The 26,547-nt window shown below is 72.2% G+C and carries 22 protein-coding genes; 13 read left to right on the top strand and 9 right to left on the bottom strand.

Annotation, left to right across the window (positions count from 1 at the left end; genetic code table 11):
* Positions 1–42 precede the first annotated feature (42 nt).
* From IE274_RS01340 to IE274_RS01325, 4 genes are read left to right on the top strand one after another with little or no spacing between them, the layout of a single operon-like run.
* Positions 43–1,152 carry a PhoH family protein gene (locus tag IE274_RS01340; RefSeq protein ID WP_190113657.1) on the top strand — a complete coding sequence of 370 codons (1,110 nt, stop codon included), beginning with the start codon at positions 43–45 and terminating at the stop codon, positions 1,150–1,152.
* A gap of 12 nt (positions 1,153–1,164) precedes the next feature.
* The gene (ybeY, locus tag IE274_RS01335; RefSeq protein ID WP_030357706.1) at positions 1,165–1,662 is read left to right on the top strand and encodes an rRNA maturation RNase YbeY; all 498 of its coding nucleotides are present in this window, start codon (positions 1,165–1,167) and stop codon (positions 1,660–1,662) included.
* A gap of 4 nt (positions 1,663–1,666) precedes the next feature.
* Entirely contained in the window at positions 1,667–2,983 is a 1,317-nt protein-coding gene (locus tag IE274_RS01330; RefSeq protein ID WP_190113656.1) for a hemolysin family protein, read from the top strand.
* Positions 2,980–3,336, top strand: a complete 357-nt coding sequence (locus IE274_RS01325; protein WP_190113655.1) for an MmcQ/YjbR family DNA-binding protein — start codon at positions 2,980–2,982, stop codon at positions 3,334–3,336. The genes IE274_RS01330 and IE274_RS01325 overlap by 4 nt, the downstream gene beginning before the upstream one ends.
* A 21-nt stretch (positions 3,337–3,357) precedes the next feature.
* On the opposite strand, the gene IE274_RS01320 is transcribed toward IE274_RS01325, so the two are convergent.
* The gene (locus IE274_RS01320; RefSeq protein ID WP_190113654.1) at positions 3,358–4,887 is read right to left on the bottom strand and encodes an MFS transporter; all 1,530 of its coding nucleotides are present in this window, start codon (positions 4,885–4,887) and stop codon (positions 3,358–3,360) included.
* A gap of 216 nt (positions 4,888–5,103) precedes the next feature.
* Here IE274_RS01320 and IE274_RS01315 point away from each other — a divergent pair, with 216 nt between their 5' ends.
* The 3 genes from IE274_RS01315 (at position 5,104) to era (ending at position 7,353) form a co-directional block, all read left to right on the top strand.
* Entirely contained in the window at positions 5,104–5,922 is an 819-nt protein-coding gene (locus tag IE274_RS01315) for a helix-turn-helix transcriptional regulator (RefSeq protein ID WP_190114078.1), read from the top strand.
* A gap of 30 nt (positions 5,923–5,952) precedes the next feature.
* Positions 5,953–6,306, top strand: coding sequence for a cytidine deaminase-like protein (locus tag IE274_RS01310; RefSeq protein WP_190113653.1), 354 nt, complete (start codon positions 5,953–5,955; stop codon positions 6,304–6,306).
* Between the two features lie 84 nt (positions 6,307–6,390).
* Entirely contained in the window at positions 6,391–7,353 is a 963-nt protein-coding gene (gene era / locus IE274_RS01305; protein WP_190113652.1) for a GTPase Era, read from the top strand.
* Here the strand turns inward: era and IE274_RS01300 are convergent.
* From IE274_RS01300 to IE274_RS01290, 3 genes are all read right to left on the bottom strand, one after another.
* On the bottom strand, positions 7,350–8,756 hold the full coding sequence (locus IE274_RS01300) for a GH1 family beta-glucosidase (RefSeq protein ID WP_372447190.1): 1,407 nt from the start codon (positions 8,754–8,756) through the stop codon (positions 7,350–7,352). The genes era and IE274_RS01300 overlap by 4 nt on opposite strands.
* Before the next feature lie 116 nt (positions 8,757–8,872).
* Positions 8,873–9,139, bottom strand: a complete 267-nt coding sequence (locus tag IE274_RS01295; protein ID WP_190113650.1) for a protealysin inhibitor emfourin — start codon at positions 9,137–9,139, stop codon at positions 8,873–8,875.
* A 61-nt stretch (positions 9,140–9,200) separates the two neighbouring features.
* Complete coding sequence (locus IE274_RS01290; protein WP_190113649.1) at positions 9,201–10,274, bottom strand: M4 family metallopeptidase; 1,074 nt, start codon at positions 10,272–10,274, stop codon at positions 9,201–9,203.
* A 322-nt stretch (positions 10,275–10,596) separates the two neighbouring features.
* Between IE274_RS01290 and leuA the strand changes: the two genes are divergently transcribed.
* The 6 genes from leuA to IE274_RS01260 all read left to right on the top strand — a co-directional run bounded on the left by leuA (position 10,597) and on the right by IE274_RS01260 (position 19,542).
* Positions 10,597–12,321, top strand: coding sequence for a 2-isopropylmalate synthase (gene leuA / locus IE274_RS01285; protein WP_190113648.1), 1,725 nt, complete (start codon positions 10,597–10,599; stop codon positions 12,319–12,321).
* Between the two features lie 307 nt (positions 12,322–12,628).
* The gene (locus IE274_RS01280; RefSeq protein WP_190114077.1) at positions 12,629–13,306 is read left to right on the top strand and encodes a TerB family tellurite resistance protein; all 678 of its coding nucleotides are present in this window, start codon (positions 12,629–12,631) and stop codon (positions 13,304–13,306) included.
* A 164-nt stretch (positions 13,307–13,470) separates the two neighbouring features.
* Entirely contained in the window at positions 13,471–15,576 is a 2,106-nt protein-coding gene (locus IE274_RS01275; RefSeq protein ID WP_190113647.1) for an MMPL family transporter, read from the top strand.
* Between the two features lie 127 nt (positions 15,577–15,703).
* Entirely contained in the window at positions 15,704–17,077 is a 1,374-nt protein-coding gene (locus IE274_RS01270) for a sensor histidine kinase (RefSeq protein ID WP_229909075.1), read from the top strand.
* A 5-nt stretch (positions 17,078–17,082) separates the two neighbouring features.
* Positions 17,083–17,760, top strand: coding sequence for a response regulator transcription factor (locus IE274_RS01265; protein WP_190113645.1), 678 nt, complete (start codon positions 17,083–17,085; stop codon positions 17,758–17,760).
* Between the two features lie 510 nt (positions 17,761–18,270).
* Positions 18,271–19,542 (top strand): sialidase family protein, encoded by a 1,272-nt coding sequence (locus IE274_RS01260; RefSeq protein WP_190113644.1) that lies wholly within the window; start codon positions 18,271–18,273, stop codon positions 19,540–19,542.
* A gap of 277 nt (positions 19,543–19,819) precedes the next feature.
* Here IE274_RS01260 and IE274_RS01255 read toward each other — a convergent pair whose 3' ends face one another.
* The 5 genes from IE274_RS01255 to IE274_RS01235 all read right to left on the bottom strand — a co-directional run bounded on the left by IE274_RS01255 (position 19,820) and on the right by IE274_RS01235 (position 26,526).
* Positions 19,820–20,755 carry a dihydrodipicolinate synthase family protein gene (locus IE274_RS01255; RefSeq protein WP_190113643.1) on the bottom strand — a complete coding sequence of 312 codons (936 nt, stop codon included), beginning with the start codon at positions 20,753–20,755 and terminating at the stop codon, positions 19,820–19,822.
* Positions 20,752–21,837 (bottom strand): oligopeptide/dipeptide ABC transporter ATP-binding protein, encoded by a 1,086-nt coding sequence (locus tag IE274_RS01250; protein ID WP_372447199.1) that lies wholly within the window; start codon positions 21,835–21,837, stop codon positions 20,752–20,754. The genes IE274_RS01255 and IE274_RS01250 overlap by 4 nt, the downstream gene beginning before the upstream one ends.
* Entirely contained in the window at positions 21,830–23,833 is a 2,004-nt protein-coding gene (locus IE274_RS01245) for a dipeptide/oligopeptide/nickel ABC transporter permease/ATP-binding protein (protein ID WP_190113642.1), read from the bottom strand. Before IE274_RS01245 ends, IE274_RS01250 begins: the two co-directional genes overlap by 8 nt.
* Positions 23,833–24,792 carry an ABC transporter permease gene (locus IE274_RS01240; protein ID WP_190113641.1) on the bottom strand — a complete coding sequence of 320 codons (960 nt, stop codon included), beginning with the start codon at positions 24,790–24,792 and terminating at the stop codon, positions 23,833–23,835. Before IE274_RS01240 ends, IE274_RS01245 begins: the two co-directional genes overlap by 1 nt.
* A 105-nt stretch (positions 24,793–24,897) precedes the next feature.
* On the bottom strand, positions 24,898–26,526 hold the full coding sequence (locus IE274_RS01235; protein WP_233103496.1) for an ABC transporter substrate-binding protein: 1,629 nt from the start codon (positions 26,524–26,526) through the stop codon (positions 24,898–24,900).
* Between the last annotated feature and the right edge of the window lie 21 nt (positions 26,527–26,547).

The following is a 26,547-nucleotide window of genomic DNA, read 5'->3' as shown; positions in this document are numbered from 1 at the left end:
TCCCGTGACGAGGAGGATGTGCAGGCCCTCAGTGGCCGGCCCATGACGCAGACACCGACAGCTCAGACCCCTGCGCAGCCGCAGGACGCGGAACAGGACACGGCACGGACGAAGGCGCCCGCCAAGGGCAGCGCCAAGGCTCATTTCACCGTCCCGGCCAACCACCCCATGGTGATGGTCCTGGGCTCCGGAGACGCACTGCTGCGAGTGATCGAGACGGCCTTCCCGGCGGCCGACATCCACGTCCGGGGCAACGAGATCAGCGCGGTCGGTGACGCCCACGAAGTCGCCCTCGTCCAGCGCCTGTTCGACCAGATGATGCTGGTGCTGCGCACCGGACAGCCGATGACGGAGGACGCAGTGGAACGCTCGATCGCCATGCTCAGGGCGGACGACAGCGGCGAGGCCGACGGCGACGAGACCCCCGCCGACGTCCTGACGCAGAACATCCTCTCCTCCCGCGGCCGCACCATCCGCCCCAAGACGCTCAACCAGAAGCGGTACGTCGACGCGATCGACAAGAACACGATCGTGTTCGGCATCGGCCCCGCGGGCACCGGCAAGACCTATCTGGCCATGGCCAAGGCGGTCCAGGCCCTGCAGTCCAAGCAGGTCAGCAGGATCATCCTGACCCGCCCCGCGGTGGAGGCCGGCGAGCGCCTCGGCTTCCTGCCGGGCACGCTCTACGAGAAGATCGACCCGTATCTGCGCCCGCTGTACGACGCGCTGCACGACATGCTGGACCCGGACTCGATCCCGCGCCTGATGGCCGCGGGCACCATCGAGGTCGCCCCGCTGGCGTACATGCGCGGCCGGACGCTGAACGACGCGTTCATCATCCTGGACGAGGCGCAGAACACGAACCCCGAGCAGATGAAGATGTTCCTCACCCGCCTCGGCTTCGAATCGAAGATCGTGATCACGGGCGACGTGACGCAGATCGACCTGCCCAACGGCACGAAGTCCGGTCTGCGCCAGGTCCAGGACATCCTAGACGGGGTGGACGACGTGCACTTCTCGCGGCTCACGTCGAGTGATGTCGTACGGCACAAGCTCGTCGGCCGTATCGTCGACGCGTACGAGAAGTACGACAGCGAGAACGGTACGGAGAACGGCTCCCACCAGAGCCGCGGCCGGTCCAGAGGGAAGTAGCGGAACAGCACCATGTCGATCGACGTCAACAACGAATCCGGAACCGAGGTCGACGAGCAGGCGATCCTCGACATCGCCCGCTACGCGCTCGCGCGGATGCGCATCCACCCGCTCTCCGAGCTCTCGGTGATCGTCGTGGACGCCGACGCCATGGAGCAGCTGCACATCCAGTGGATGGACCTGCCGGGGCCCACGGACGTCATGTCCTTCCCCATGGACGAGCTGCGCCCGCCCATGAAGGACGACGACGAGCCCCCGCAGGGCCTCCTCGGCGACATCGTGCTCTGCCCCGAGGTCGCCCTGAAGCAGGGCCAGGAAGCGCCGACGCAGCACTCCATGAACGAGGAGCTCCAGCTCCTCACCGTGCACGGAGTGCTGCACCTGCTCGGGTACGACCACGAGGAGCCCGACGAGAAGGCCGAGATGTTCGGCCTGCAGGCGGCGATCGTCGACGGCTGGCGCGCGGAGCAGGGCCTCACCGGCCCGTCCCCGGCGCCCACCGTCTCCTGACGCCATGTCCTTCCAGCTCATCGCCGGCGCGGTCGCCCTGATCGTGGTGGCCTGGCTCGCCGCCTGCGCCGAGGCGGGCATCGCCCGCGTCTCCAGCTTCCGCGCCGAGGAGGCCGTGCGTTCCGGGCGGCGCGGCAGCGCGAAGCTCGCGCAGGTCGCCGCCGACCCCGTCCGCTACCTCAACGTGGCGCTGCTCGTGCGCGTCGCCTGCGAGATGGCGGCCGCCGCCCTCGTCACGTACGCCTGCCTGCAGGCCGTCGACGCCACCTGGGAGGCCCTCGCCATCGCCATCGGCGTGATGGTGCTCGTCAGCTACGTCGCCGTCGGCGTCTCCCCGCGCACCATCGGCCGCCAGCACCCGCTGAACACGGCCACCGCCGCGGCGTACGTCCTGCTGCCGCTCGCCCGCGTCATGGGCCCCATCCCGCCGCTCCTCATCCTCATCGGCAACGCCCTCACCCCAGGCAAGGGCTTCCGGCGCGGCCCGTTCGCCTCCGAGGCCGAGCTGCGGGCCATGGTCGACCTCGCCGAGAAGGAGTCCCTGATCGAGGACGACGAGCGCCGCATGGTGCACTCCGTCTTCGAGCTCGGCGACACCCTCGTCCGCGAAGTCATGGTCCCGCGCACCGACTTGATCGCCATCGAGCGCTTCAAGACCGTCCGGCAGGCGCTGACGCTCGCGCTCCGCTCGGGCTTCTCCCGCATCCCCGTCACCGGCGAGAGCGACGACGACGTGGTCGGGATCGTGTACTTGAAGGACCTCGTCCGCAAGACCCACATCAACCGCGACGCCGAGAACGACCTCGTCTCCACGGCCATGCGGCCCGCCACCTTCGTCCCCGACACGAAGAACGCGGGTGACCTGCTGCGCGAGATGCAGCAGGAGCGCAACCACGTCGCCGTCGTCATCGACGAGTACGGCGGCACCGCCGGGATCGTCACCATCGAGGACATCCTCGAGGAGATCGTCGGCGAGATCACCGACGAGTACGACCGCGAGCTGCCGCCCGTCGAGGAACTCGACGGCGACTGCCACCGCGTCACCGCCCGCCTCGACATCGGCGACCTCGGCGAGCTGTACGGCCTGGAGTCCTACGACGACGAGGACGTCGAGACCGTCGGCGGGCTGCTCGCCAAGGCCCTCGGGCGGGTGCCCATCGCCGGGGCCTCGGCCGTCGTCGACCTTCCCGACGGGCGCGCCCTGAAGCTCACCGCCGAGGCGGCGGCCGGGCGCCGCAACAAGATCATCACAGTCCTTGTGGAGCCGGTGCAGCCGGTGCCGCCGGTGCGGCCCGGCCCCGGAGAAGGCGGCCCGCGATGACCCCCGCCGAACTCCGGGCCTTCTGCCTCTCCTTCAACGACACCGTCGAGGAGTTCCCCTTCGGCCCGGACACCTCGGTCTTCAAGGTCGCCGGGAAGCTCTTCGCCCTGTCGGCGCTGGACGCGGACCCCCTGCGCGTGAACCTCAAGTGCGAGCCGGAGATCGCCCTCCAACTCCGGGCTGCGCACCCCGAGATCGTCCCGGGCTGGCACATGAACAAGCGCCACTGGAACACGGTGTCCCTGTCCGGCGCCCTCCCCGACCGCCAGCTCCGGGAACTCATCGAGGACTCGTACGACTTGGTGGTCGCCGGGCTGCCCCGGGCCGTACGCCTTCGGCTGGACCGGCCCTAGGGCCGGTCCGATGGGTCGGACCTAGGGGCGGCGCGGGCGCAGGCCCACGGCCACGAGTGCCGCGGTGGCGAGGACGATGGCCGCGTCGAGGGCCAGGACCGTGCGGGTGCCCGTCAGGACGTCGGACGACGTCGTGGCGAGGATGCCGAGGAGGGGGATGCCGATGGTGATGCCCACCTGCTGGGTGGAGGTGACGAGGCCGGTGGCCAGGCCCTGTTCCGAGTCGGGCACGCCCGACGTCACCGTCACCCCGTACGAGACGATCGCACCGAGGTGGAACATGCTGGCCACGGAGATCGCGGCGGCCGCCAGCCACACGGACCACATCTGCTCCCCGACCCCGATGAGCGCGGCCACGAACAGCCCCTGGCCGAGAAGCCCCCAGACGAGGGTGCGGCGCGGCCCGAAGCGCCCGATGACCTTGGGCGCGAGCATGCCCGCGACGACGGAGAGCACGCCCTGCACGCCGAAGACGAGGCCGGTCTGGAAGGCGGACAGGTCCAGGACGTCCTGGAAGTAGAGGGTGAGGACGAAGACGACCGTCGTCATCATCGAGAAGGTGACGATCCCGGCGAGGTTGCCCCAGGCGACGCTGCGGCGCCGCAGCATCGGCAGCGAGACCAGCGGCGCGGCGGCGCGCGACTCGACGTACCCGAAGAGGGCGAGCAGCACCACGCCCGCGATCAGCGTGACGATGACGTCGGTGCCGCCGAAGCCGCGCTCGGCGGCGGTGGACAGGGCGTAGATGAGGGCGAGCAGCCCGCCGGTGACGGTGACGGCGCCGGGGATGTCGAGGCGCGGGCGGTCCGGGGTCCGGGACTCGGGGAGCAGGCCGGGGGCCAGCGGGAGCACGAGCAGGGCGAACAGGGTGAGCAGCCCCATCGTGGAGCGCCAGCCGAGCGTGTCGGTGAGGACACCGCCGAGGACCATGCCGACGGTGAAGCCGAGGGAGAGCAGCGTGCCGGAGATGCCGAGCGCGCGGTCGCGCTGCGGGCCCTCGGGGAAGGTCGTGGTGAGCAGCGACATGCCGGTCGGCACGATCGCCGCCGCGCCCACGCCCTGCAGCGCCCGCCCGGCGAGGAACGACGCCGGGTCCCAGGCGAGCGTCGCGAGCAGTGAGGCGGCGCCGAACAGGGCGAGCCCGCCGAGGAACAGCCTGCGCCGTCCGAAGAGGTCGCCGAACCGCCCGAAGAGCAGCAGGAAGCCGCCGGACGGCAGCGCGAAGGCGGTGACGGCCCACTGGAGCGCGGCATGGCTCATGCCGAGGTCCGAGCCGAGGACGGGCAGGGCCACGTTCAGTACGGAGAAGTCGAGGGCGACCATGAACTGCGCTGCGCACAGCACGAAGAGGATGAGCTGGTCGCGGCGGGAGAGCCGGGGGGCGGCCGGGGCGGCCGCGGCGGCTCCGGCGGCCGCGCGGCCCGAGGTCTTCGGGGCATCGCCCGGTGCCGAGGTGCCCGAGGTGCCGGTGGTGTCTGCAGTGCCGGTGGTGTCTGTGGTGCCGGTGGTGCCCGGGGTCGTGGGGGAGGGAGGGGAGGTGTCTATCGCCATGGTCAAGAGCCTCCACCGGCAGGAATAGCCGTGGGGAGCGGGAACTTATGCTGGTGGTGCGAACACCAGGCACCACGCGTACGAGTACGACCAGCGGGGCCGTGTGCGGGTGACCGTGCGCGCGGACGGACGACAGGGGGAGCGGTGGCGGGCCAGGTCGAGGAGCGGGCCGACGGGACGAAGGCGCGTCGCCGAGTGGAGCTGCGGGACTTCCTGATGAGCCGCCGCGCCCGGGTGAGCCCGGCCGACGCGGGCCTCCCCGAGGGCGGCAGACGCCGCACGCCGGGGCTGCGCCGCGAGGAGGTCGCGGTGCTCGCGGGCGTCGGCGCGTCCTGGTACCAGTGGCTGGAGCAGGGCCGCGACATCTCCGTGTCCCCGCAGGTCCTGGACGCCGTGGCGCGGGTCCTGAAGCTGTCCGGCATCGAACGCCGCCACCTGTACGTGCTCGCGGGCCTCAACCCGCCCGCCGTGCAGGCCGATGAGGACTGCGCGGAGATGTGCGAGGGCCTGCGGCGGCTCATCGACACCTGGATGCCGTACCCGGCGCACATCATGGACCGCTACTACAACTGCCTCGTCTACAACGACGCCGCCGCGATGGTTCTCAGCATGCGCCCCGAGACCACCCAGAACTGCGTCCTCGACTTCTTCACCGACCCCATGTACCGCTCCCGGAACACGAGTTGGGAGCGGAACGCGGCGACGCTCGTCGCGCAGCTGCGCGCGGCCTGCTCCGAGCACCCCGAGGACGAGGGCTTCCAGGACCTCCTGGCCCGGCTGCACGCCACCGGCGAGGAGTTCACGTCGCTGTGGCAGCGGCAGGACATCCGCCCCGCCGGCCAGGTGCACAAGGAACTCGACCACCCGCTGGTCGGCGTCCTGCACGTGGAGTCGACCGCCCTGAAGGTGCCCGCGCAGCCCCACCTCACGATCGTCCTGCACACCCCGCTGCCGTTGGCCGACACCGCGGCGAAGCTGGAGTGGCTGGCGTCGCCGGAGGCCCGGCGCGGCACGATGTACCGGGTGGCGGGCTGAGCCGCCGCGGCGGCTCCTTATGCTCGTGCCATGACTGAGCGCACCGACCTCGGCCCCGAGGACCAGAAGATCGTCACCCTCGCCCGCTCGGCCCGCGCCCGCAACGGCGTGCCGGAGGGCGCGGCGGTGCGGGACGAGACGGGACGCACGTACGTCGCCGGGACCGTCGAGCTGGCCTCGCTGCGCCTCTCCGCGCTGCGCACGGCCGTGGCGATGGCCGTGGCGTCCGGGGCGGAATCCCTGGAGGCGGCGGCCGTCGTCTCCGGCGCGGCGGCGCTGGGCGCGGAGGACCTGGCGGCGGTACGGGACCTCGGCGGGGCCGGGACGCCGGTGTTCCTCGCCGGGCCCGACGGAGTGGTACGGGTCACGGCCCAGGCGGGCTGAGCCCTCCGCCGGGGCGGGCCGAGCGCCCCGCCGCGGGGCCCGGACGGGCCTCGTGGTGCGGTGCGGGGCGCGGGATCGGGGACAATGGGCCGTATGAGCGTGCGTACCCAGTCACCCGAGCCGTCCGAGCAGGCCGCCCACCGCGCCGGTTTCGCCTGCTTCGTCGGCCGCCCCAACGCGGGCAAGTCCACCCTCACGAACGCTCTGGTCGGCAAGAAGGTGGCGATCACCTCCAACCGGCCGCAGACGACGCGGCACACCGTCCGCGGCATCGTGCACCGGCCCGAGGCCCAGCTGATCCTCGTCGACACCCCCGGCCTCCACAAGCCGCGCACGCTCCTCGGCGAGCGGCTCAACGACGTCGTCCGCGCCACCTGGGCCGAGGTCGACGTCATCGGGTTCTGCCTGCCCGCCAACGAGAAGCTCGGGCCCGGCGACCGGTTCATCGCCAAGGAACTGGCGTCCATCAAGAAGACGCCGAAGATCGCCATCGTCACGAAGACCGACCTCGTCGACAGCAAGGCGCTCGCCGAGCAGCTCATCGCCATCGACCAGCTCGGCAAGGAGCTGGGCTTCGAGTGGGCCGAGATCGTGCCCGTCTCCGCCGTCGGTGAGAAGCAGGTCGACCTGCTCGCCGATCTGCTCGTCCCCCTCCTGCCGGAGGGACCCGCCCTCTACCCCGAGGGCGATCTCACCGACGAGCCCGAGCAGGTCATGGTCGCCGAGCTCATCCGCGAAGCGGCGTTGGAAGGGGTGCGGGACGAGTTGCCGCACTCCATCGCCGTCGTCGTCGAGGAGATGCTGCCCCGCGAGGACCGGCCCGCCGACAAGCCGCTCCTCGACATCCACGCCTTCGTCTACATCGAGCGGCCCAGCCAGAAGGGGATCATCATCGGCCCCAAGGGCAAGCGGCTCAAGGACGTCGGGATCAAGTCCCGGCAGCAGATCGAGGCGCTGCTCGGTACGCCCGTCTACCTCGACCTGCACGTCAAGGTCGCCAAGGACTGGCAGCGGGACCCGCGCCAGCTGCGCAAGCTGGGCTTCTAGCCCCGCGCGGGTCCGGGGTCGCCGGCCCCGGGGGCGTGCTGCGCGAGCAGTTCCCGCCGCAGCCACCCGTACGACGCCTTGGGCGTCCGCCGCTGCGTGGCGTAGTCCACGTGGACCAGGCCGAACCGCTGCGCGTACCCCGCTGCCCACTCGAAGTTGTCGAGCAGGGACCAGACGAAGTAGCCGCGCACGTCGACTCCGGCCTCCAGGGCGCGGTGCAGGGCGCGCAGATGACCGTCGAGGTAGCTGATGCGCTCCTGGTCGTCGAGGCCGTCGTAGGAGCAGCCGTTCTCGGTGATGAGGAGGGGCGGGAGGCGGTCGGCGTAGCGGTCGCGGAGGGCGAGGAGGAGCTCGGTGAGGGCGTCGGGGACCACGGGCCAGCCGAAGGACGTGGTCGGGTAGCCGTCGATCGGCCGGGGGGAGAAGGGGAGTCCGGACGGCAGGGTGAGGCCGGAGAACTCCGTGGGGGTGGGCTCCGCGCGGGGCGCGCCCACCTTCGTGGGCTGGTAGAAGTTGATCCCGTACCAGTCGATCGGCGCCGAGATGACCTTCAGGTCGCCGTCCAGATCGGGGACTTCGGCGCCGAGGATTTCGGCGATCACTTCCGGGTAGCGGCCCACGATCAGCGGGTCGGAGAACATCCGGTTGAGGAGCACGTCGTAGAGGTCCGCCGCCTCCCGGTCCGCGGCGTCGTCCGAGGCGGGCCACGTCGGCCCGTGCGAGTTCGCCACCCCGATGTCGTCGGCGCCCCCGGCCCGCAGCGCGCTCACCGCGAGCCCGTGCCCGAGGAGCTGGTGGTGCGCGACGGGAAGCGCGTCGAAGAGGAGCTGCCTGCCCGGGGCGTGCTGCCCGAGCGCGTGGCCGAGGAGCGTGTGCTCGGCGGGCTCGTTCAGCGTGATCCACTTCGGTACGCGGTCCCCGATACGCGCCGCGACGACGGCGGCGTACTCCGCGAACCGGTGTGCGGTGTCCCGGGAGAGCCACCCGCCCGCCTCCTCGACGGCGAGGGGCGTGTCCCAGTGGAAGAGCGTGGGCACGGGGCGCACGCCCGCCGCGCACAGCTCGTCCACGAGCCGGTCGTAGAAGTCGAGGCCGCGCTCGCTGACCGCGCCGGTGCCGTGCGGCAGCACGCGCGGCCAGGAGACGGAGAAGCGGTACGCGCCCACGCCGAGGTCGCGGATCAGGGCGACGTCGTCGCGGTAGCGGTGGACGTGGTCGCAGGCCACGGCGGCCGTCGTGCCGTCCTTGACGGTGCCGGCCAGGGCGGTGAAGGCGTCCCATACCGAGGGGCCGCGCTGGTCGGCGGCGCCCTCGATCTGGTGGGCGGAGGTGGACACCCCCCACAGGAAGTCGCGGGGGAAGCGGGGCAGCGGTGCGCGCGTCGTCGCCATGCGCGCGATCATCCGTACCGGCTGGTACGGAAGTCAACGCCCGTGCACGGAGCGGCTGTTGTGCGGGCGCACCCCGGGTGTCGAACGCCGACCGGCCCGCCGTCGCCCCCGCCCCCTGAGGCCCTTCCTCAAGACCCTTCCTTGAGCACCCGGCTGATCAGCTTCCGTTGCTCCTCCGTGAGCCGGGGGTCCGAGCAGTACACGGTCCGCCCGTCGATGGTGATCTGGTAGTTGAATCCGTCGGGCACGCCTATGGGGGGCGTGCCCCGGCCGTCGGCCTCGGCTCGTTCGGCCAGATCGTGCCACTCCTGGGCGTCGGGACGCGCGGTGGTGTCCACCTCCGCGTGCCGCTCGATGCCCGCGAAACCTCCGGTGCGCTTCACCTGGATACGCATGGGTCCTGTCTACTCCAGGCGCCGACGCCCCGCCAGGTGGCACCGAAGGCTCCCGGCCGGTTCAGCTCGCGGGCACCTTGACCTGCGCCCACGCGTCCACGACCGCCTTGAGCTCGTCGCCGTCGCCGTACTTGGCGCGGGCCGCCGCGACCGTCAGCTTCGCGAAGTCCTCGAACGACGCGTCCTGGGCCAGCTCGCCGCCGGTGAGGACGTCGTACCAGATCTGTCCGGCCCGTTCCCAGGAGTGCCCGCCGAGCGACTCGGCGGTGAGGTAGAAGGCGCGGTTGGGGATGCCGGAGTTGATGTGCACGCCGCCGTTGTCGCGCCCGGTCCTGACGTAGTGGTCCATGTCCGCGGGCTGCGGGTCCTTGCCGAGGACGTCGTCGTCGTACGCGGTGCCGGGCGCCTTCATGGAGCGCAGCGCGGTGCCGGTGACGCGCGGGGCGAGCAGGCCCGCGCCGATCAGCCAGTCGGCCTGGTCGGCGGTCTGGCCGAGGGTGAACTGCTTGATCAGCGAGCCGAAGACGTCCGCCATGGACTCGTTGAGGGCGCCGGGCTGGCCGAAGTAGGTCAGGTTGGCGGTGTACTGGACGACGCCGTGGGTCAGCTCGTGGCCGATGACGTCGACGGGGATGGTGAAGTCGAGGAAGATCTCGCCGTCGCCGTCGCCGAACACCATCTGCTCGCCGTTCCAGAAGGCGTTCCCGTACTCCTCGCCGTAGTGCACGGTCGCGTTCAGCGGCAGGCCGCCGCCGTCGATGGAGTCGCGTGCGTACTGCTTGAAGAACAGCTCGAAGGTGGCGCCGAGGCCGGCGTGGGCGCGGTTGACGGTCGCGTCCTTGCCGGGCTTGTCGCCCTCGCCGCGGACCTTGCGGCCGGGCAGGTCCGTCTTGGTCTTGGCGTCGTAGATGGTGCGGTGGGGCTTGCCCTCGACGGCGCCCCGGGGGGCGGCGACGGAGGGGGCGCCGATGACCGTGGTCAGACGGCGCTGGGTGCGCTCGTAGGCGTCGCGCTGGAGGGTGCGGCGGGCGGCCCTGGCGAGCGCGGGGTCCGAGGACTGGGCGAGGGTGTCCAGGACGACGGGTGGCACGATGGTGCAGAAGACGGGCTCGAAGCCCGTCGGGTTGGCGGTCATGTGCGGCAATGTGGCACTGGGTCATGCCGCTGTCACTAGCAGCCACCATGATTGGTGAAATAGACGTATACGGACCCCCGGCGTCCTCTCCAGGTGATATACGGCACGTTTTGTCCGATACGTCCCTGTGGTCCCGCATACTGATACGCGCCCGCGCATTTCGCGGACCTCGGCTAGGCTGCCCCGCATCATGCGTTTCGGGCTGCTTCTCCTTAGCTGCCGCGGCGAGGGTCTGTAGCAGGCCGACCCCCTCCCCGCGGAGTTGGGTGCTGTGCTAGACCGTCGGCCGTCCTTCCGGACCTTCCGAGGAGCCCCGCACACCATGCCGAACTTCCAACGCCCCAGCTCCATGCCGATTCACAAGTACGGCAAGTACGAGCAGGTGGACATCCCCGACCGCACCTGGCCCGACCAGCGCATCACGGTCGCCCCCCGCTGGCTGTCCACCGACCTGCGCGACGGCAACCAGGCACTGATCGACCCGATGTCGCCCGCCCGCAAGCGCGCCATGTTCGACCTGCTGGTACGCATGGGCTACAAGGAGATCGAGGTCGGCTTCCCGTCCTCGGGCCAGACCGACTTCGACTTCGTGCGCTCCATCATCGAGGACGAGAACGCCATCCCCGACGATGTGACGATCTCCGTCCTGACGCAGGCGCGCGAAGAGCTGATCGAGCGCACCGTGGAGTCCCTGAAGGGCGCCAAGCGCGCCACCGTCCACCTGTACAACGCCACCGCGCCGGTCTGGCGCGAGGTCGTCTTCCGCGGCTCCCGCGACCAGGTCAAGCAGATCGCCGTCGACGGCACCCGCCTGGTCATGGAGTACGCGGAGAAGATCCTGGACCCGGCGACGGTGTTCGGTTACCAGTACAGCCCGGAGATCTTCACCGACACCGAGCTGGACTTCGCCCTGGAGGTCTGCGAGGGCGTCATGGACGTCTGGCAGCCCGACGCCGACCGCGAGATCATCCTCAACCTGCCCGCCACCGTGGAGCGTTCGACGCCCGCCACGCACGCGGACCGCTTCGAGTGGATGTCCCGGAACCTGTCCCGGCGACAGTACGTCTGCCTGTCCATCCACCCCCACAACGACCGCGGCACCGCCATCGCCGCCGCCGAACTCGCCGTGATGGCGGGCGGCGACCGCGTCGAGGGCTGCCTGTTCGGACAGGGCGAGCGCACCGGCAACGTCGACCTGGTCGCGCTGGGCATGAACCTGTTCAGCCAGGGCGTGGACCCGCAGATCGACTTCTCCGACATCGACGAGGTCCGCCGCGTGTACGAGTACTGCACGCGCATGGAGGTCCACCCGCGCCACCCCTACGCGGGCGACCTGGTCTACACCGCCTTCTCCGGCTCCCACCAGGACGCCATCAAGAAGGGCTTCGACTCGATGGAGGCCCGCGCCACCGCGGCGGGCAAGACCGTTGATGACATCGAGTGGGCCGTGCCGTACCTGCCCATCGACCCCAAGGACGTCGGCCGCTCCTACGAGGCCGTGATCCGCGTCAACTCCCAGTCCGGCAAGGGCGGCGTCGCGTACGTCCTGAAGAACGACCACAAGCTGGACCTGCCGCGGCGCATGCAGATCGAGTTCTCGAAGATCATCCAGACGAAGACCGACGCCGAGGGCGGCGAGGTCACCCCGGACGCGATCTGGAACGTCTTCCAGGACGAGTACCTGCCCAACCCCGACAAGCCCTGGGGCCGCATCCAGGTCAGGAACGGCCAGACGATCACCGACGTCGACGGCACCGACACCCTCACCGTCGAGGCCACCGTCGACGGCGCCGACATCACCCTGACCGGCTCCGGCAACGGCCCGATCTCCGCGTTCTTCAACGCCCTGCAGTCCATCGTCGGCATCGACCTGCGCCTGCTCGACTACCAGGAGCACACGATGAGCGAGGGCGCCTCCGCGCAGGCCGCCTCGTACATCGAGTGCGCCATCGGTGACCGCGTCCTGTGGGGCGTGGGCATCGACGCGAATACGACACGTGCCTCCATGAAGGCCGTCGTCTCCGCCGTCAACCGAGCGGCCCGCTGATCCTGCCGGACTCCCGTTCGACCGGTGCTTTCCCGGCCCCGTCCGCCCTCGTGGCGGGCGGGGCCGCCGCCTGTCCGGGGGACTGGTCCAGGCCAGCAACCGGCCATCTCCCGTACGGGGTACTGACGCGGCATCACAGATGTGGCTAACATCACGCCAACGCGGCAGGGCTGCCGCGGCGTCATGGAGGTGCGTGGTGCTGCCAGATCGGGGACGAAAAGGCCGGGAATCCCGCATCTTCGGCAGATTCACCCCACCTGGGGTCCCGGGCGCCCGCGACCTCGACCGTCCCGGACCGTTCGCGCGGCTGCTGCACCGCGGCCGCGGCCCCCGCCTGATCGGCACCCGCACCGTCTGGACCACCCTCTGCGACGGCGAGTTCTTCTGCCCCGGCTGCGGCGGTGACCGCAACTACCAGCGGCGCACCGGCCGCCGCCGCTTCGTGGTCCTCGGCCTGCCGCTGCTCTCCCGCGGCGACGCCGGGCCCGTCGTCGAATGCGCCGCCTGCCAGGACCACTTCGGCGTCGACGCCCTCGACCACCCCACCACCGTCCGGCTCTCCGCGATGCTCCGCGACGCCGTGCACACCGTCGTCCTCGCCGTCCTCACCACCGGCGGCACCACCGCCCGCGCCGCCCTCGACGCGGCCGTCACCACCCTGCGCGGCGCCGGGTTCGACGACTGCACCGAGGAACGCCTCGGCGCCCTCCTCGACGCGCTCGCCGCCGACACCGGCCGCCTCGCCGACCCGGACTGCGTGCCCGGCCTCGCCATCGAACTCCACGAGGCGCTCGGCCCGCTGGCCCCGCACCTCGCGCCCGCGGGCCGGGAGGCGCTGCTCCTGCAGGGCGCCCGGATCGCGCTCGCCGACGGGCCGTACACGCCCGCCGAACGCGATGTGCTCGCCACCGCGGGGTGCGCGCTGACCATCGACTCCGACGACGTGGCGCGACTCCTGGTGGCGGCCACGCGGACGCCGTCCTGAGCCGCGTACGACCGCGGGCGATACTCCCCGGGGAGTAGTCCCCGCCCCGTGCCACCCCCGGATGTAGGCGCCAACTCGCCCTGCGGCGCGACGCCTCGGCCCCCGTCCGGCGGAAGTCTGGAAGCCGTAAGCCTTCAGACACCGCCACGGAGGGAGGCCCACCGATGGGGGCCGCATCAACGACGAAGCGCCGACGACCACGCGCCGTGCCCTGGGTGCTGCTCGGCCTGTGGGTCGCCGTGCTCGCGCTCGCCAGCCCGTTCGCCGGGAAGCTCGGCGACGTACAGCGCGACCGGGCCGTCGACTACCTGCCCGCGAGCGCCGACTCCACGCAGGTCGCCAAGATCCAGGAGCAGCTGCCCGGCGGCGAGACGACGGAACTGGTGCTCGTCTACCACCGCGACGGTGGCCTCAGTGCGGCCGACCGGAAGACCGCGGCCGCTCAAGTCGCCGCCATGGACCGTGAGTTCGAGCTGGTCGCGACGCCCACGGGGGTGGCGTCGAAGGACGGTTCGACCCTGATGTACCCGGCCGCGAGCACCGCCCCCGGCACCGACGAGGAGAAGCGGGACGCCTTCGTCAAGGACGTCCGGGACGTGGTGCGGGCCCCCGGCGGCGCGGACGGCCTGACGGTCGACGTCGGCGGGGCCGGCGCGCTCGCCACCGACGCCAGCGAGGTCTACAGCTCCCTGGACGGCCCGCTGCTCTACACCACCGTCGGCGTCGTCGCGATCCTGCTCATCCTGATCTACCGCAGCCCGCTGCTGTGGCTGGTGCCGCTCGCGGTCGCCGGAGTCGCCAACTACCTCTCCATGGGCGTCGCCTACGGCCTCAACCAGGGCTTCGACACCTCGATCAGCGGCCAGAGCTCGGGCATCATGACGATCCTCGTCTTCGGCGCGGGCACCGACTACGCCCTCCTCATCGTCTCCCGCTACCGCGAGGAACTGCGCCGGACCGAGCGGCCGTACGACGCCATGCGCACCGCCCTGCGCGGCTGCGGGCCCGCCGTCGTCGCCTCCTCCGGCACCGTCGCCGCGGGCCTGCTCTGCCTGCTCGCCGCCGACCTCAACAGCAGCCGGGGCATGGGGCCGCTGGGCGCCGTCGGTGTGCTGTGCGCGCTCGCCGCCATGCTGACGCTGCTGCCCGCGCTGCTCGTGCTGTTCGGACGGCGGGTGTTCTGGCCGCTGGTGCCCGCGTTCGGCAGCGAGCCGAAGAAGCGGAAGTCTCTTTTCCAGTCGATGGGTTCGTCTGCCGGACGCCGTCCCCGCACCGTCCTCGTGTCCGGCGGGGTCCTGCTCGGGGCCCTGGCCCTGGGCGCGTTCGCCCTGCCCGGCAACCTCAAGCAGGAGGACACCTTCACCAGCAAGCCCGACTCCATCGCCGCCATGGAGACCCTCGCCGCCGCCTACCCCGAACGCGGCACCCAGCCCATCAGCGTCATCGCGCCCACCGACCGCGCCGACCGCGTGCTCGCCGACGCACGGGGCGTGCCGGGTGTCGACAGCGCGGAACGCGGCCGGAGTTCGAAGCAGTGGACCGAGATCTCCGTCGTCGCCAAGGCCCCGCCGCAGACGGCGGCGGAGACCGGGACCATCGAGAAGCTCCGCGACGAGCTGGACCCGGGCGGCGCGTACGTCGGCGGGGCGAGCGCCGAACAGATCGACCTGGACGACACCAACCGCCGGGACATGTGGGTGGTGGTCCCGATCGTCCTGGCAGCGGTCCTCCTCATCCTCGTCGTCCTGCTCCGCGCCCTGATCGCCCCGCTCCTGTTGCTCCTCGCGGTCGTCGCCGTATGGGGCGCCTCGCTCGGCATCGCGGGACTCGTCTTCGGCCCCGTCTTCGGCTTCGAGGGCACCGACCCCGGCCTCGGCCTGCTGTCCTTCTGCTTCCTCGTCGCCCTCGGCGTCGACTACGGCATCTTCCTCATGCACCGCATGCGGGAGGAGTGCCTGGCCGGGGCGGATACCGGGACCGCCGCGCTCACCTCGCTGCGCACCACCGGCGGCGTGATCGCCTCCGCGGGCCTCGTCCTCGCCGCGACGTTCGCCGTCCTCACCAACATGCCGATGGTCCAGCTCGTCGAACTCGGCTTCGTCATCGCCGTCGGCGTACTCCTGGACACCTTCCTGGTGCGGACGTACCTGGTGACGTCCGCGAGCCTCGCCCTCGGCGACAAGGTCTGGTGGCCGGGACCGCTGTCCAAGCGGCAGACGCCGCCACCGGCCCCCGAGCCCAGCGCCCCGGAACTGGTCCGCACCCCCTGACCCCCGACGCCCGCTGAACCCATCCGCCCGGCGCCCCTCCCTGTCGGAGGGGCGCCGCCCTACAGGAAGATGAGGGCCACACATGGGCGTACCCGCGACGCGTGTACGAGAAGGGGGAACCGACGACGTGCCCGATCCGCCGTCCGCCTCGCGCCCCTGGTGGCCGTTCTCCGGAGCGGCGCCGGGGTCGCGGCGCGCCCTGCGCGAGGACGCGCTGCTCGCGGCGTTGCTCGCCGCGTGCGCCGCCGTGCTCGCCCAGGTCCTCCAGGACGGCCGGACCCCCGACCCGCTCGGCTGGACGCTCCTCCTGACCGCCCACGTCCCGCTGATCTGGCGCCGCGAACGCCCCATGACGGTGCTGATCGCCGTGATGGCGCTCATCGGCCCGTACCACGCCATGGACTACGACCACGCCGCCGCGACCCACGTCGGCATGGTCGCCCTCTACTCCGTCGCCGTCTCCGGACGCCCCCGGCGCACCCTCCTGACCGGCGTCCACATCATCGGCGTCATCCTCGTCGTCAACTCGGGCGTCGGCGGCGACCCGGTCACCGAGGTCGTGCGCATCACCGGCTGGATCGTCGCCGTGCTGATCTTCGGTACGTACGTCCGCGTCCACCGGCAGTACGTCGCCTCCGTCGTCGAACGCGCCGAGCGCGCCGAACGCACCCGCGAGGAGGAGGCGCGGCGGCGCGTCGCCGAGGAGCGGCTGCGGGTCGCCCGCGATCTGCACGACCTGCTGGCCCACAGCATCACCCTGGTCGGCGTGCAGACCTCGGTCGCCGCGCACGTCCTCGCCGCCGACCCCGACCGCCTCGACCGGGCCGCCATCGCGGGCGCCCTCGACGACATCGCCGACACCTGCCGCACCGCGCGCGGCGAACTGCGGGCCACGCTGGAGGTGCTGCGGGCGTCCGGCGCGGACGGGCCCGACGCCCTCGACGAGTCCCGCGGCCCCCTCCCCGGCCTGGACGGCCTCATCGACCTCGCGGACGCGGCCCGCACGGCGGGCGCGAAGGTCGACCTGGCGGTCGGCCTCCCGGCCCCCGCGGTGCCGCCCGCGGTGGGCGCGGCGGCGTACCGCATCGTGCAGGAGGCCCTGACCAACGCGGTCCGGCACGGCGGACCGGGGCCGGGCGTGGCGGTGGGCATAGCCGAGGAGGACGGGGAGCTGCGGGTGACGGTGCGGGACGACGGGGGTGCCGGCGGGGGCGCCGGGCCGGGGGACAACGGGGCGTCGGCGGTGGCTGCGGCCGTCGCGGCCGCGGGGGAGAGCGGGAAGGCGGCCCCGGCTCGGGCCGGGAGGGCGCCTGCGGTCCGGGCGGGGGAGGCGGCCGCGGACCCGGCCGGGAACGGGGGCGCGGGCGCGCCCGGGTTCGGGCTCATCGGGATGCGGGAGCGGGCCCGGAGCGTGGGCGGGACGCTGGAGGCGGGGCCGAGGGCGGGCGCGGGCCGGGGGTTCGAGGTGGTGGCGGTGCTGCCGTTGGGCGGGGAGAGGTGAGCCGGGTGATTCGCGTGCTGCTGGCCGACGACCAGGCGCTCGTGCGGGCCGCCTTCGCGATGCTGGTGGAGTCCGCCCGGGACATGGAGGTCGTGGCGCAGGCCGGGTCCGGGCGGGAGGCCGTGGACCTGGCCCGTGCCGAGCGGGCCGACCTCGTCGTCATGGACGTCCGCATGCCCGACCTCGACGGCATCGAGGCCACCCGCCTGATCGCCGCCGACGAGGACCTGGCGGGCGTGAAGGTCCTGATGCTCACGACGTACGACACCGACGAGCACGTGGTGGAGGCGCTGCGCGCGGGGGCGTCCGGTTTCCTGGTCAAGGACACCAAGCCCGCCGAGCTGCTCGACGCCATCCGTACCGTCGCCGCGGGCGAGTCCCTCCTGTCGCCCGGCCCCACCGGCCGCCTCATCGCCCGCGTCCTGCGCCAGCCCCAGCCGCCCCACGCCGACGCGCCGGCCCCCGCCGCCCTCGGCGCCCTCTCCGACCGCGAACGGCAGGTCCTGACGCTGGTCGCCCGGGGCCTGAACAACACCGAGGTGGCCGAGGCGCTCGGCCTCAGCCCGCTCACCGCGAAGACCCACGTGAGCCGCATCATGGGGAAGCTGGGGGCCAGGGACCGGGCCCAGCTCGTGATCGTGGGGTACGAGTCGGGGTTGGTGACGCCGGGGGCCACGGGGTGAGGGCCGCCGGCGGTCGCTCGGGCTCGCGGGGGTCGCCGCCGCACGGCGGGGTGGGGGTCGTGGGCGGAAGGCTCGGTTCTGGCGCGGGCGGCCTGCCGATGACGCGTGAGCCCGGCCGGGGGCGCTCGGTGCTACGGCCTTGGTCCGGCTGGGGACGCTCGGTGCTACGGCCTTGGTCCGGCTGGGGACGCTCGGTGTGACGGGCTGGTCCGGGGCCGTGGTGCCCGCGGGGTGCCCGCCCCGGCACCGGCCGCAGCGCCCCGCGCCGCCGCCCCCTCGGGTGCGGCGCGGGGCCGACGTCCTGTGTTCCGGCCCGGAGTGCGGTCCCCCGGCGCCCTGTCCGACGGTCCGCCGTCCGGCCGGGGACACCCGCCCCAGCGCACCCCCGTCACTCTCCTGCGTCAACACAGCGTCAACTCCGTCGTCACACAGGGGTATTGTCGTACCGCCTGAGGCGCATTAGCTTCACGCGCGACGTCCTACGTCCCACGTCCCGTCGTGAGGAGCCGTATGAGCCGTACGAGCCGCGTGATCCAGAGACGACGTCCACCCGTCCGGAGCAGCCCGTCCGGCCGGGACGGCCGCACGGGTCGAAGCGGTCGGGCCCGGCTCGCCGTCGGCGTCCTCGCCGCCGCCCTCGGCCTCACCGCCTTCACCGCCCCCGGCGCCGCCCCCGACCACCGCCTCCCCGGCTGCACCGCCTCCGTGCCCTACACCGCCGACACCGACGGCTACGACACCTTCCGCATCCCCGCCGTCGCCCGCACCGGCCGAGGCACCCTGCTCGCCTTCGCCGAGGGGCGGCGGGCCAGCGCCTCCGACACCGGCAACATCGACGTCGTCCTGCGCCGCTCCACCGACGGCGGCTGCACCTGGGGCCCCCTCGGCGTCGTCGCCGCGGGCCGGGGCGACACCCGCGGCAACCCCGCCCCCGTCGTCGACCCCGGCACCGGGCGCGTCGTGCTGCTCACCTCCTACAACAGCGGTGCCGTCACCGAGGGCCAGATCATGCGCGGCGAGGTCACGGCCGCGCAGAGCCGTCGCGCCTTCGTGCAGACCAGCGTCGACGACGGCCGTACGTTCTCCTCGCCGCGCGAGATCACCGCCGCCGTGAAGCGGCCCCGCTGGCGGTGGTACGCCACCGGGCCCGGGCACGCCGTCGCCCTCACCCGCGGGCCCCACGCCGGGCGGCTCGTCGTACCCGCCAACCACTCCGCCGCGCCCGCCCCCGGGTCCTCCGACACCGGGCAGGAGCCCAAGTACTACGGCGGGCACGCCCTCTACAGTGACGACCACGGGCGCAGCTGGCGCATCGGGTTCGTCGACGACACCTACGACGGCGAGCACAACTCCAACGAGTCCGCCGCCGCGCAGCTTCCCGACGGGCGGCTGTATCTCAGCTCCCGGGACCAGCACGGGGTGGCCGTGGGCAACCGGCTCGACAGCTACTCCAGCGACGGCGGGCGCAGCCTCGATCGGCCCTACGCCGTCCAGGCCTCCCTCAACGACGTGCCCGTCGTGCAGGGCGGGCTGCTGCAGCTGCGGGGGTGGGGGGAGCCGTTGCTCTTCTCCGGGCCGTCCGTGCCCACCGCCCGGCAGGCGATGGCGCTGTGGCGCAGCCGGGACGGGGGGCGGTCGTTCGTGAAGGCGGTGACCTTGTCCCAGGACCGGGCCGGGTACTCGGACCTGGTGCAGGTGGGGCCCGGGGTGGTGGGGGTTCTGTACGAGACGGGGGTCGCCGGGACGTATGAGCGGATCGCGTGGCGGCGGGTGGGGGTGTAGGCCCCTGCGGGGCTTTCCCCCGCCCCGCCCCTTCCCGAAACCGGGGCTGCCGCCCCCGGACCCCGCCATCGGCCTGGGCGGCCTCGTCCTCAAACGCCGGACGGGCTGAAAGATCCAGCTCGGCGGCGCCGTTTCAGCGCGCCCCACCCATCCCGCCCGGAGGGCGAGAAGGGCGGGTGGGTGGGGGACAGCCCGTCCGGCGATTGAGGACGAGCCAGGCCGGAGGCCGCGATCGGGGCGAGGCGGCCCAGTCGCACACGCCCGGCCGGGCCGGGGCCTACAGGAGCCCGGCCGCCGCCAGGTGCTTGCCCACCTGTTCCGTCTCCGCCTCGGACAAGGGGACCTGCGGGGCCGCGGTCAGGGGGCAGGCGATCACGCCCCGCAAGTGCAGCGCCGCCTTGAACGCGCCGAGGCTGGACGAGCTGGCCCCCATGCGCAGGGGGTCCCCGACGCCCACCATCCGGAACAGCGCGCACAACCGTTCCTGCTCGGCGCGGGCCCGCGCCCAGTCGCCTTCGCGGGCGTAGCGGTACAGGCGTACGTAGCCGTGCGGGTCGACGTTGCCGAGGCCGGGGACGACGCCGTCGGCGCCCATGGCGAGGGCGGCGTCGACGGTGAGTTCGGAGCCGGTGAGGACGGCGAAGGAGGGGAGGTCGGTGCGGGCACGGGCGCCGAGGACGACGCGGCGCAGCCCCCCGTCGTCGCCGCTGGAGTCCTTGAGCCCGGCCAGCGCGCCGTCGGCGGCGAGTTCGAGGACGAGGTCGGCGTCGAGCTTGGTGTGGACGGAGACGGGGAGGTCGTAGGCGAAGACGGGGAGTTCCCCGCGGGCGGCGACGAGCCGGAAGTGGCGGGCGATCTCGGCCGGGTGGGTGCGGGTGTAGAAGGGCGCGGTGACGACGACGCCGTCGGCCCCGGCGGCGGCGGCGGTCCGGACGTGGTCGAGGACGCGCAGGGTGGCCATGTCGATGGCCCCGGCGAGGACGGGCAGCTGCCCGCCGACGTACCGGACGACCCGGTCCACGACGACCTCGCGGTGCCCGTCCGGCAGGTACGCGGCCTCGGAGGACGAGCCGAGGACGAAGAGGCCGTCGACGCCGCCGTCGATCAGATGGTCCACGAGGCGTTCGAGGGACGCCACGTCCACCTCGTTGTCCGGGGTCAGGGGGGTGCAGACGGGAGGGACGACACCGGTCAACGGGGAGGGCAAGGTCATGGAGTCTCCTTGGACGTGGCCGTGGCGGCGGCCGTCGCTGCGGACGACTGGCTGACGAGGTCACGCGTGGACTCGCCCGCCAGTACGGGGTGGTGGCACCGGTACCGGTGCTCGGCACCGGCGTCCGCGACGTCCGGCATGGCCGTCGCGCACACCTCGTCGGCCTTCCAGCACCGGGTGCGGAAGGGGCACCCGCTGGGCGGCCGCGTGGCCGACGGTACCGGGCCGACGAGCGGAATCGGGTCGATCGGGTCGAGCAGTCCGGGTGTGGCCGAGAACAGCGCCCGGGTGTACGGGTGCCGGGCGTTGTCGAGGATCTCGGCGGCGGGTGACTCCTCGACGATCCGGCCCAGGTACATGGTGATGACGCGGTCGCTCATCCTGCGGACGGTCTGGATGTCGTGGGAGACGAACACCAGGGAGAGGTTCAGGCGCTCCTTGAGGTCCAGGAGCAGGTTGAGGATCTGGGCGCGTACGGAGACGTCGAGGGCGCTGGTCGGCTCGTCGGCCACGACCAGCTCGGGTTCCAGGGCGAGCGCGCGGGCGATGGCGACGCGCTGGCGCTGGCCGCCGGAGAGCTGCCCGGGCAGGGCGTCGGCGAGGACGGGGGGCAGGCCGACCAGGCCCATCAGCTCGCGCACCCGGTCGGTGCGCTCGGCGGGGGTGCCGCGGCGGTGCACGTCGAGGGGGTCGCGGAGGATCTGCCGGACGGGCAGCCGGCGGTTGAGGGCCGTCGACGGGTCCTGGAAGATCATGGCGGTGCCGGTGCCGATCGTGCTGCGGCGCTCGGCGGCGCCCATCTCCCACAGGTCCCGGCCGCGGAACGCGATGCGCCCGGACGTCGGCCGTTGGATGCCGAGGAGGACCTTCGCGAGGGTCGACTTGCCGCAGCCGGACTCGCCGACGACGCCGACGGTCTCGCCGGGGGCGATGGTGAGGTCGGCGCCGGTGAGGGCGTACACCCGGTCGCGGGAGAACAGGCCGCCGGTGCGGGCCTTGTGGACGACGTGCGCGTCGCGCAGCGTGACGAGGGCGGCGGGGTCGTCGGCGGGCAGGTCGCCGGGGGGCACGGTCTCAGCCACGGTCACGGACCGCCTCGCTTCCTCGGAGCCCGGGCTCCGCTGTCCCGCCGACCGGCGCTGGGTGGTGACAAGCCGTCAGGTGCCGTTCCTCGCCGATGAGTTCGGGGGCGGTGGTGTGGCACAGGCCGTCGGCCAGGGGGCACCGGTCGGCGAAGCGGCAGCCCGCGGGGAAGTCGGCCGGTGAGGGCACGACGCCCTTGATCTGGGTGAGGCGTTCGGCGGCGGACTCCAGCGAGAGCACGGAGCCGAGCAGGCCGCGGGTGTAGTGGTGGGTGGGGGCCTCGACGAGGTCGGCGGTCACGCCGGTCTCGACGATCTGGCCGCCGTACATGACCGCGACCCGGTCGGTGACGTCGGCGATCAGTGCCAGGTCGTGCGAGACGAGGATGAGCGCGAAGCCCAGCTCGGCCCGCAGCCGCAGCAGGAGTTGGATGACCTGGGCCTGCACGGTCACGTCGAGCGCGGTGGTCGGCTCGTCGGCGACGATGAGCTTGGGGTCGCGGGACAGGGCCATGGCGATCAGGACGCGCTGGCGCTGGCCGCCGGACAGCTCGTGCGGATAGCTGCGCAGGGTGCGGTCGGGGTCGAGGCCGACGAGTTCCAACAGCTCCGCGGGGCTGCGGTGGCCGCCGCGCCGGACGACCTGCTTGAGCTGGGCGCGTACGGTCATGGCGGGGTTCAGGGACGACAGGGCGTCCTGGTAGATCATCGCCATGTCGTGGCCGAGGAGCCGCCGCCGGGCCCGCATCGGCAGGCCGATCAGCTCCTGCCCGTCGAAGGTGACGTGCCCGCGCACCCGGGCGCCCTTGGGCTCCAGGCCCATGACGGTGAGCGCGGTCAGGGACTTGCCGCAGCCGGACTCGCCGACGAGGCCGAGGACTTCGCCGGGCCGGACCTCGAAGCTGATGCCGTCGACGATGTCGACGCCGGAGTGCCGCTCCTCGAAGCCGATGGCGAGGTCCCGCACGGTGAGCACGGGCGCGCCTGCGGGCAGCGGCCGGGCCCGGGAGCGCAGCCTCGCCGCCGCCTCGGTCAGGCCCGGCAGCTCCAGGACCTCACCGCTGCCCGGCTCGGGCGCCTCAACCGGGTCGTCCTTGCGGCCGCGCCCGGTGACGTCACGGCCGGACGGCGCGGCCCAGGCGTCGGACACGCCTTCGGAGAGCACGTTGAGGGACAGCACGGTCAGGAGCATCAGCAGGCCGGGGAAGACCGTCGCCCACCAGCCGCCGATCAGGACCATGTTCTTGCCGTCGGCGATGACGCTGCCCCACGACGGGTCGGGCGGCCGCACGCCCGCGCCGATGAACGACAGGGACGCCTCGAACACGATCGCCTCGGCGACCTGGACGGTGCAGAACACCAGGACGGGGGCGGCGCAGTTGATGGCGACGTGCTTGATGACGATGTGCGGGGTGCGCGCCCCGATGACGCGTTCGGCGACGACGTAGTCCTCGCCGTACTGGTCGAGCACGTTGGCGCGGACGACACGGGCGATCGGCGGGGTGAACAGGAAGGCGATCGCGCAGATCAGGACGGTGATGCCGCCGCCGAAGACGGCGACGAGGACCGCCGCGAGCGCGATGCCGGGGAACGCCATGACGACGTCCAGGCAGCGCATCAGCGTCTCGTCGACCGCCTTGCGGGAGGTCGCCGCGATCGCGCCGATGACCGCGCCGACGATCAGCGCGAGCGTCGTCGCGCCCAGACCGATGGCGAGGGACCAGCGCGCCCCGTACATCAGCCGGCTGAGGATGTCGCGGCCCAGGCTGTCCTGGCCCATCCAGTGGTCGGCGGAGGGGTGGCCGGTGCCGTCGACGAGGGACTGCTGGTCGAGCGGGTCGTGCGGGGCGATGAGGGGGGCGAAGACGGCGACGAGGACGACCACGGAGACGACGCCGAGGGAGATGCGGGAGAGGACCGGCAGCTTCGCCAGGGACCGCAGCCGGATGCCGGGCACGGACAGCCGCTCGGAGAGTTTCTTGCGCGACTGGAGCATCAGGAGGTTCCCCTCAATCGCGGGTTCACCAGCAAGTAGAGGATGTCGATCACCAGGTTGACCACGACGAAGCCGACGGCCGTGGTGATGACGACGCCCTGGACGACGGCCGGGTCGCCGTTCTTCACCGCGTCGATCATGAGCTTGCCCATGCCGGGCAGCGAGAAGATCGTCTCGATGACGACCGCGCCGCCCAGCAGATAGCCGACGCGCAGGCCGAGCACGGTCAGCGGGTTGATGAGGGCGTTGCGCAGGACGTTGCGGCCGACCACCACGACCGGCGGCAGGCCGCTGCCGACGGCCGTGCGGACGTAGTCCTTGTCCAGCTCCTCCACCACGGCGGTGCGCACGATGCGGGTCATCTGCGCGGCCACCGGAAGCGACAGGGCGAGGGCGGGCAGCGTCATCGTCTTCAGCCAGCCCGTGAAGGAGTCGGCCGGGTTGACGTAGCCGCCGGTCGGGAACCAGCCCAGGTCGACCGCCAGGTACTGGATCATCAGCAGGGCCAGCCAGAAGCCGGGCGCGGCGACGCCGGTCAGCGAGACGACGCGGATGATCTGGTCGGGCAGCCGGTCGCGGTAGATCGCGGCGAGCACGCCGAGCGGCAGGGAGAGCAGCACGGCGACGCCGAGGCCGAGGAAGGTGAGCTGCATCGTCAGGGGCAGCGCGGTGGTGATCTGGTCGACGACGGGGGACCGGGTCAGGACGCTGATGCCCATGTCGCCGCCGACGAGGTCGCCCACGAAGTGGACGTAGCGCACCGGCAGCGGGTCGAGCAGGCCGTTGTCCTCACGGAACTGGTGCAGCTGCTCCTGGGTGGGGTTCGCGCCCTGGTAGAACGCCGACGCCGGGTCGATGTCGGAGAACCGCATCACGAGGAACACGAAGAGCACGATGCCGAGCAGCAGCGGCACGAGCAGGGCGATACGGCGGGCCAGGATGCGGAGGATCGCGGTCACTGCGCACTGCTCCTCTGGTCGCTCACGGCGTACGGGCTCCTCACGGGCGCACGGCCTCCTCTCGGGCGTACGGGCCCCTCACGGCGGACGGGCCCCGGGGGCGGCTCAGGCCCACTTGGCCTGGAGGAGGTTGATCCCGGGGTAGGGCTGGGCGCGGACACCGGTGAGCTGCTCGGGGTCCCACGCCGTCATCAGCTCGTTGTGCACGACGGGGTACAGCACGGCCTCCTCGGCGACGATGTCGATGTAGTCCTGCACCATCGTCTTCTTCTTGGAGGTGTCCGACTCGCGTGTCGCCTGGTCCATGAGCCGGAACAACTCCTTGGCGCGGGCGTTCTTCGCCCAGCGGGCGTAACCCATCCACAGGTTGTCGGGCCCGTAGTTGTAATGCATGATCAGGTCGGCCTCGATGCCGAACTGGTTGGGGTTCGAGGCGGCGGCGACGACCTGGTAGTCCTTCTTCTGGTCCATCTTGGTGAAGACGGCCGTGGTCTCCTGCGGGTCGAGCGTGGTCTCGACGCCGATCGCGTCCCAGGACGCCTTGATGGTCGGCAGGCAGTCGACGATCCAGCTGACGTTGACCGCCATGATGTTGATCTTCAGGCCGTCGACCCCGGCCGCCTTCAGGAGCGCCTTGGCCTTCTTCGGGTCGTAGCCGTAGACGGTCTTCGCCGGGCGGTAGCTGGGGTTGCCCTCGTTGAGGAAGGACGAGGCGGCCTTGCCGTGCCCCTTCAGGGCGACCTCGATCATCTTCTCGCGGTCGATGGCGTAGTGCAGCGCCTGGCGCACCCGGACGTCGTCGAACGGCTTGTGGGCGGTGTTGAACATCAGGAAGAGGTTGTTCATCCCGGCGCCGCCCTCGACCGTCATGCCGCCCTTCTTGAGCTGCTCGATGTTGGCGTACGGGATGTTGTCGGAGATCTCGGCGTCCGCGCTGGCGCCGGAGATCTTCGCGACGCGCGGCGCCGCGTCGACGATCGTCAGCCAGTTCATCTTCTTGAAGGCGGCCTTGCGCGGGCCGTTGTAGTCGGCGAACGCCTCGAAGGTCGTGTTCGACTTCGGGTTGTGGGCGGTCTGCTTGTACGGGCCCGAGCCGATCGCCTTGCCCTTGGTCGCGTCGTCCCACGCGCCCGGCTTGGAGTAGACGTGCTTCGGCATGATCTTCGCGAGCGTGAGGCGGGCCGCGCCGTCCGGGAAGGGGAACTTGAGGACCAGTTCGACGTTCCGCGCGTCGACCTTCCGGACCTCCTTCAGCCAGCTCGCGAAGAAGCCCTTGGCGAGGGTCTGCGTCTTCGGGTCGAGGATCCGGTCGAACACGAACACCACGTCGTCGGCGGTGACGGGCTTGCCGTCGTGCCACGTGGCGCCCGCCCGCAGCTCGAACTTCCACGTCGTCGCCTTCAGGTCGGCGGGCACCGCCGTGGCGAGCTGGGCGTAGGGCTCGCGGCTGATCGGGTCGGTGCCGAGCAGCGCCTCGTAGATGTGCTCGTTGCCGGCCATCGCGAACGCCGACGCCGTCTGCGTGGGGTCCCAACTGCCGTCGTTGCCATAGCCGATGACGGCCGTCAGGGTGCCGCCGTCCTTGCCGCCGCCACCGGTGTCGTTCGTCGAGTCCGGTCCCGAGCAGGCCGCGAGCGTGCTGGTGAGACCCGCCGCCGCGCCCAGGGCGCCGGTGTACTTGAGGAAGGACCGGCGGTCCGGGCCGTGCCCGCCGTCGCGCGTCACGGGGATCAGGTGGCTCACAGTGCCTCCATG

Origin of the sequence: Streptomyces flavofungini (assembly GCF_014650815.1) — a bacterium.
Classification (GTDB): domain Bacteria; phylum Actinomycetota; class Actinomycetes; order Streptomycetales; family Streptomycetaceae; genus Streptomyces; species Streptomyces flavofungini.
The sequence above is the reverse complement of the archived record's forward strand: the minus strand, read 5'-3'. Positions and strand labels throughout refer to the sequence as shown.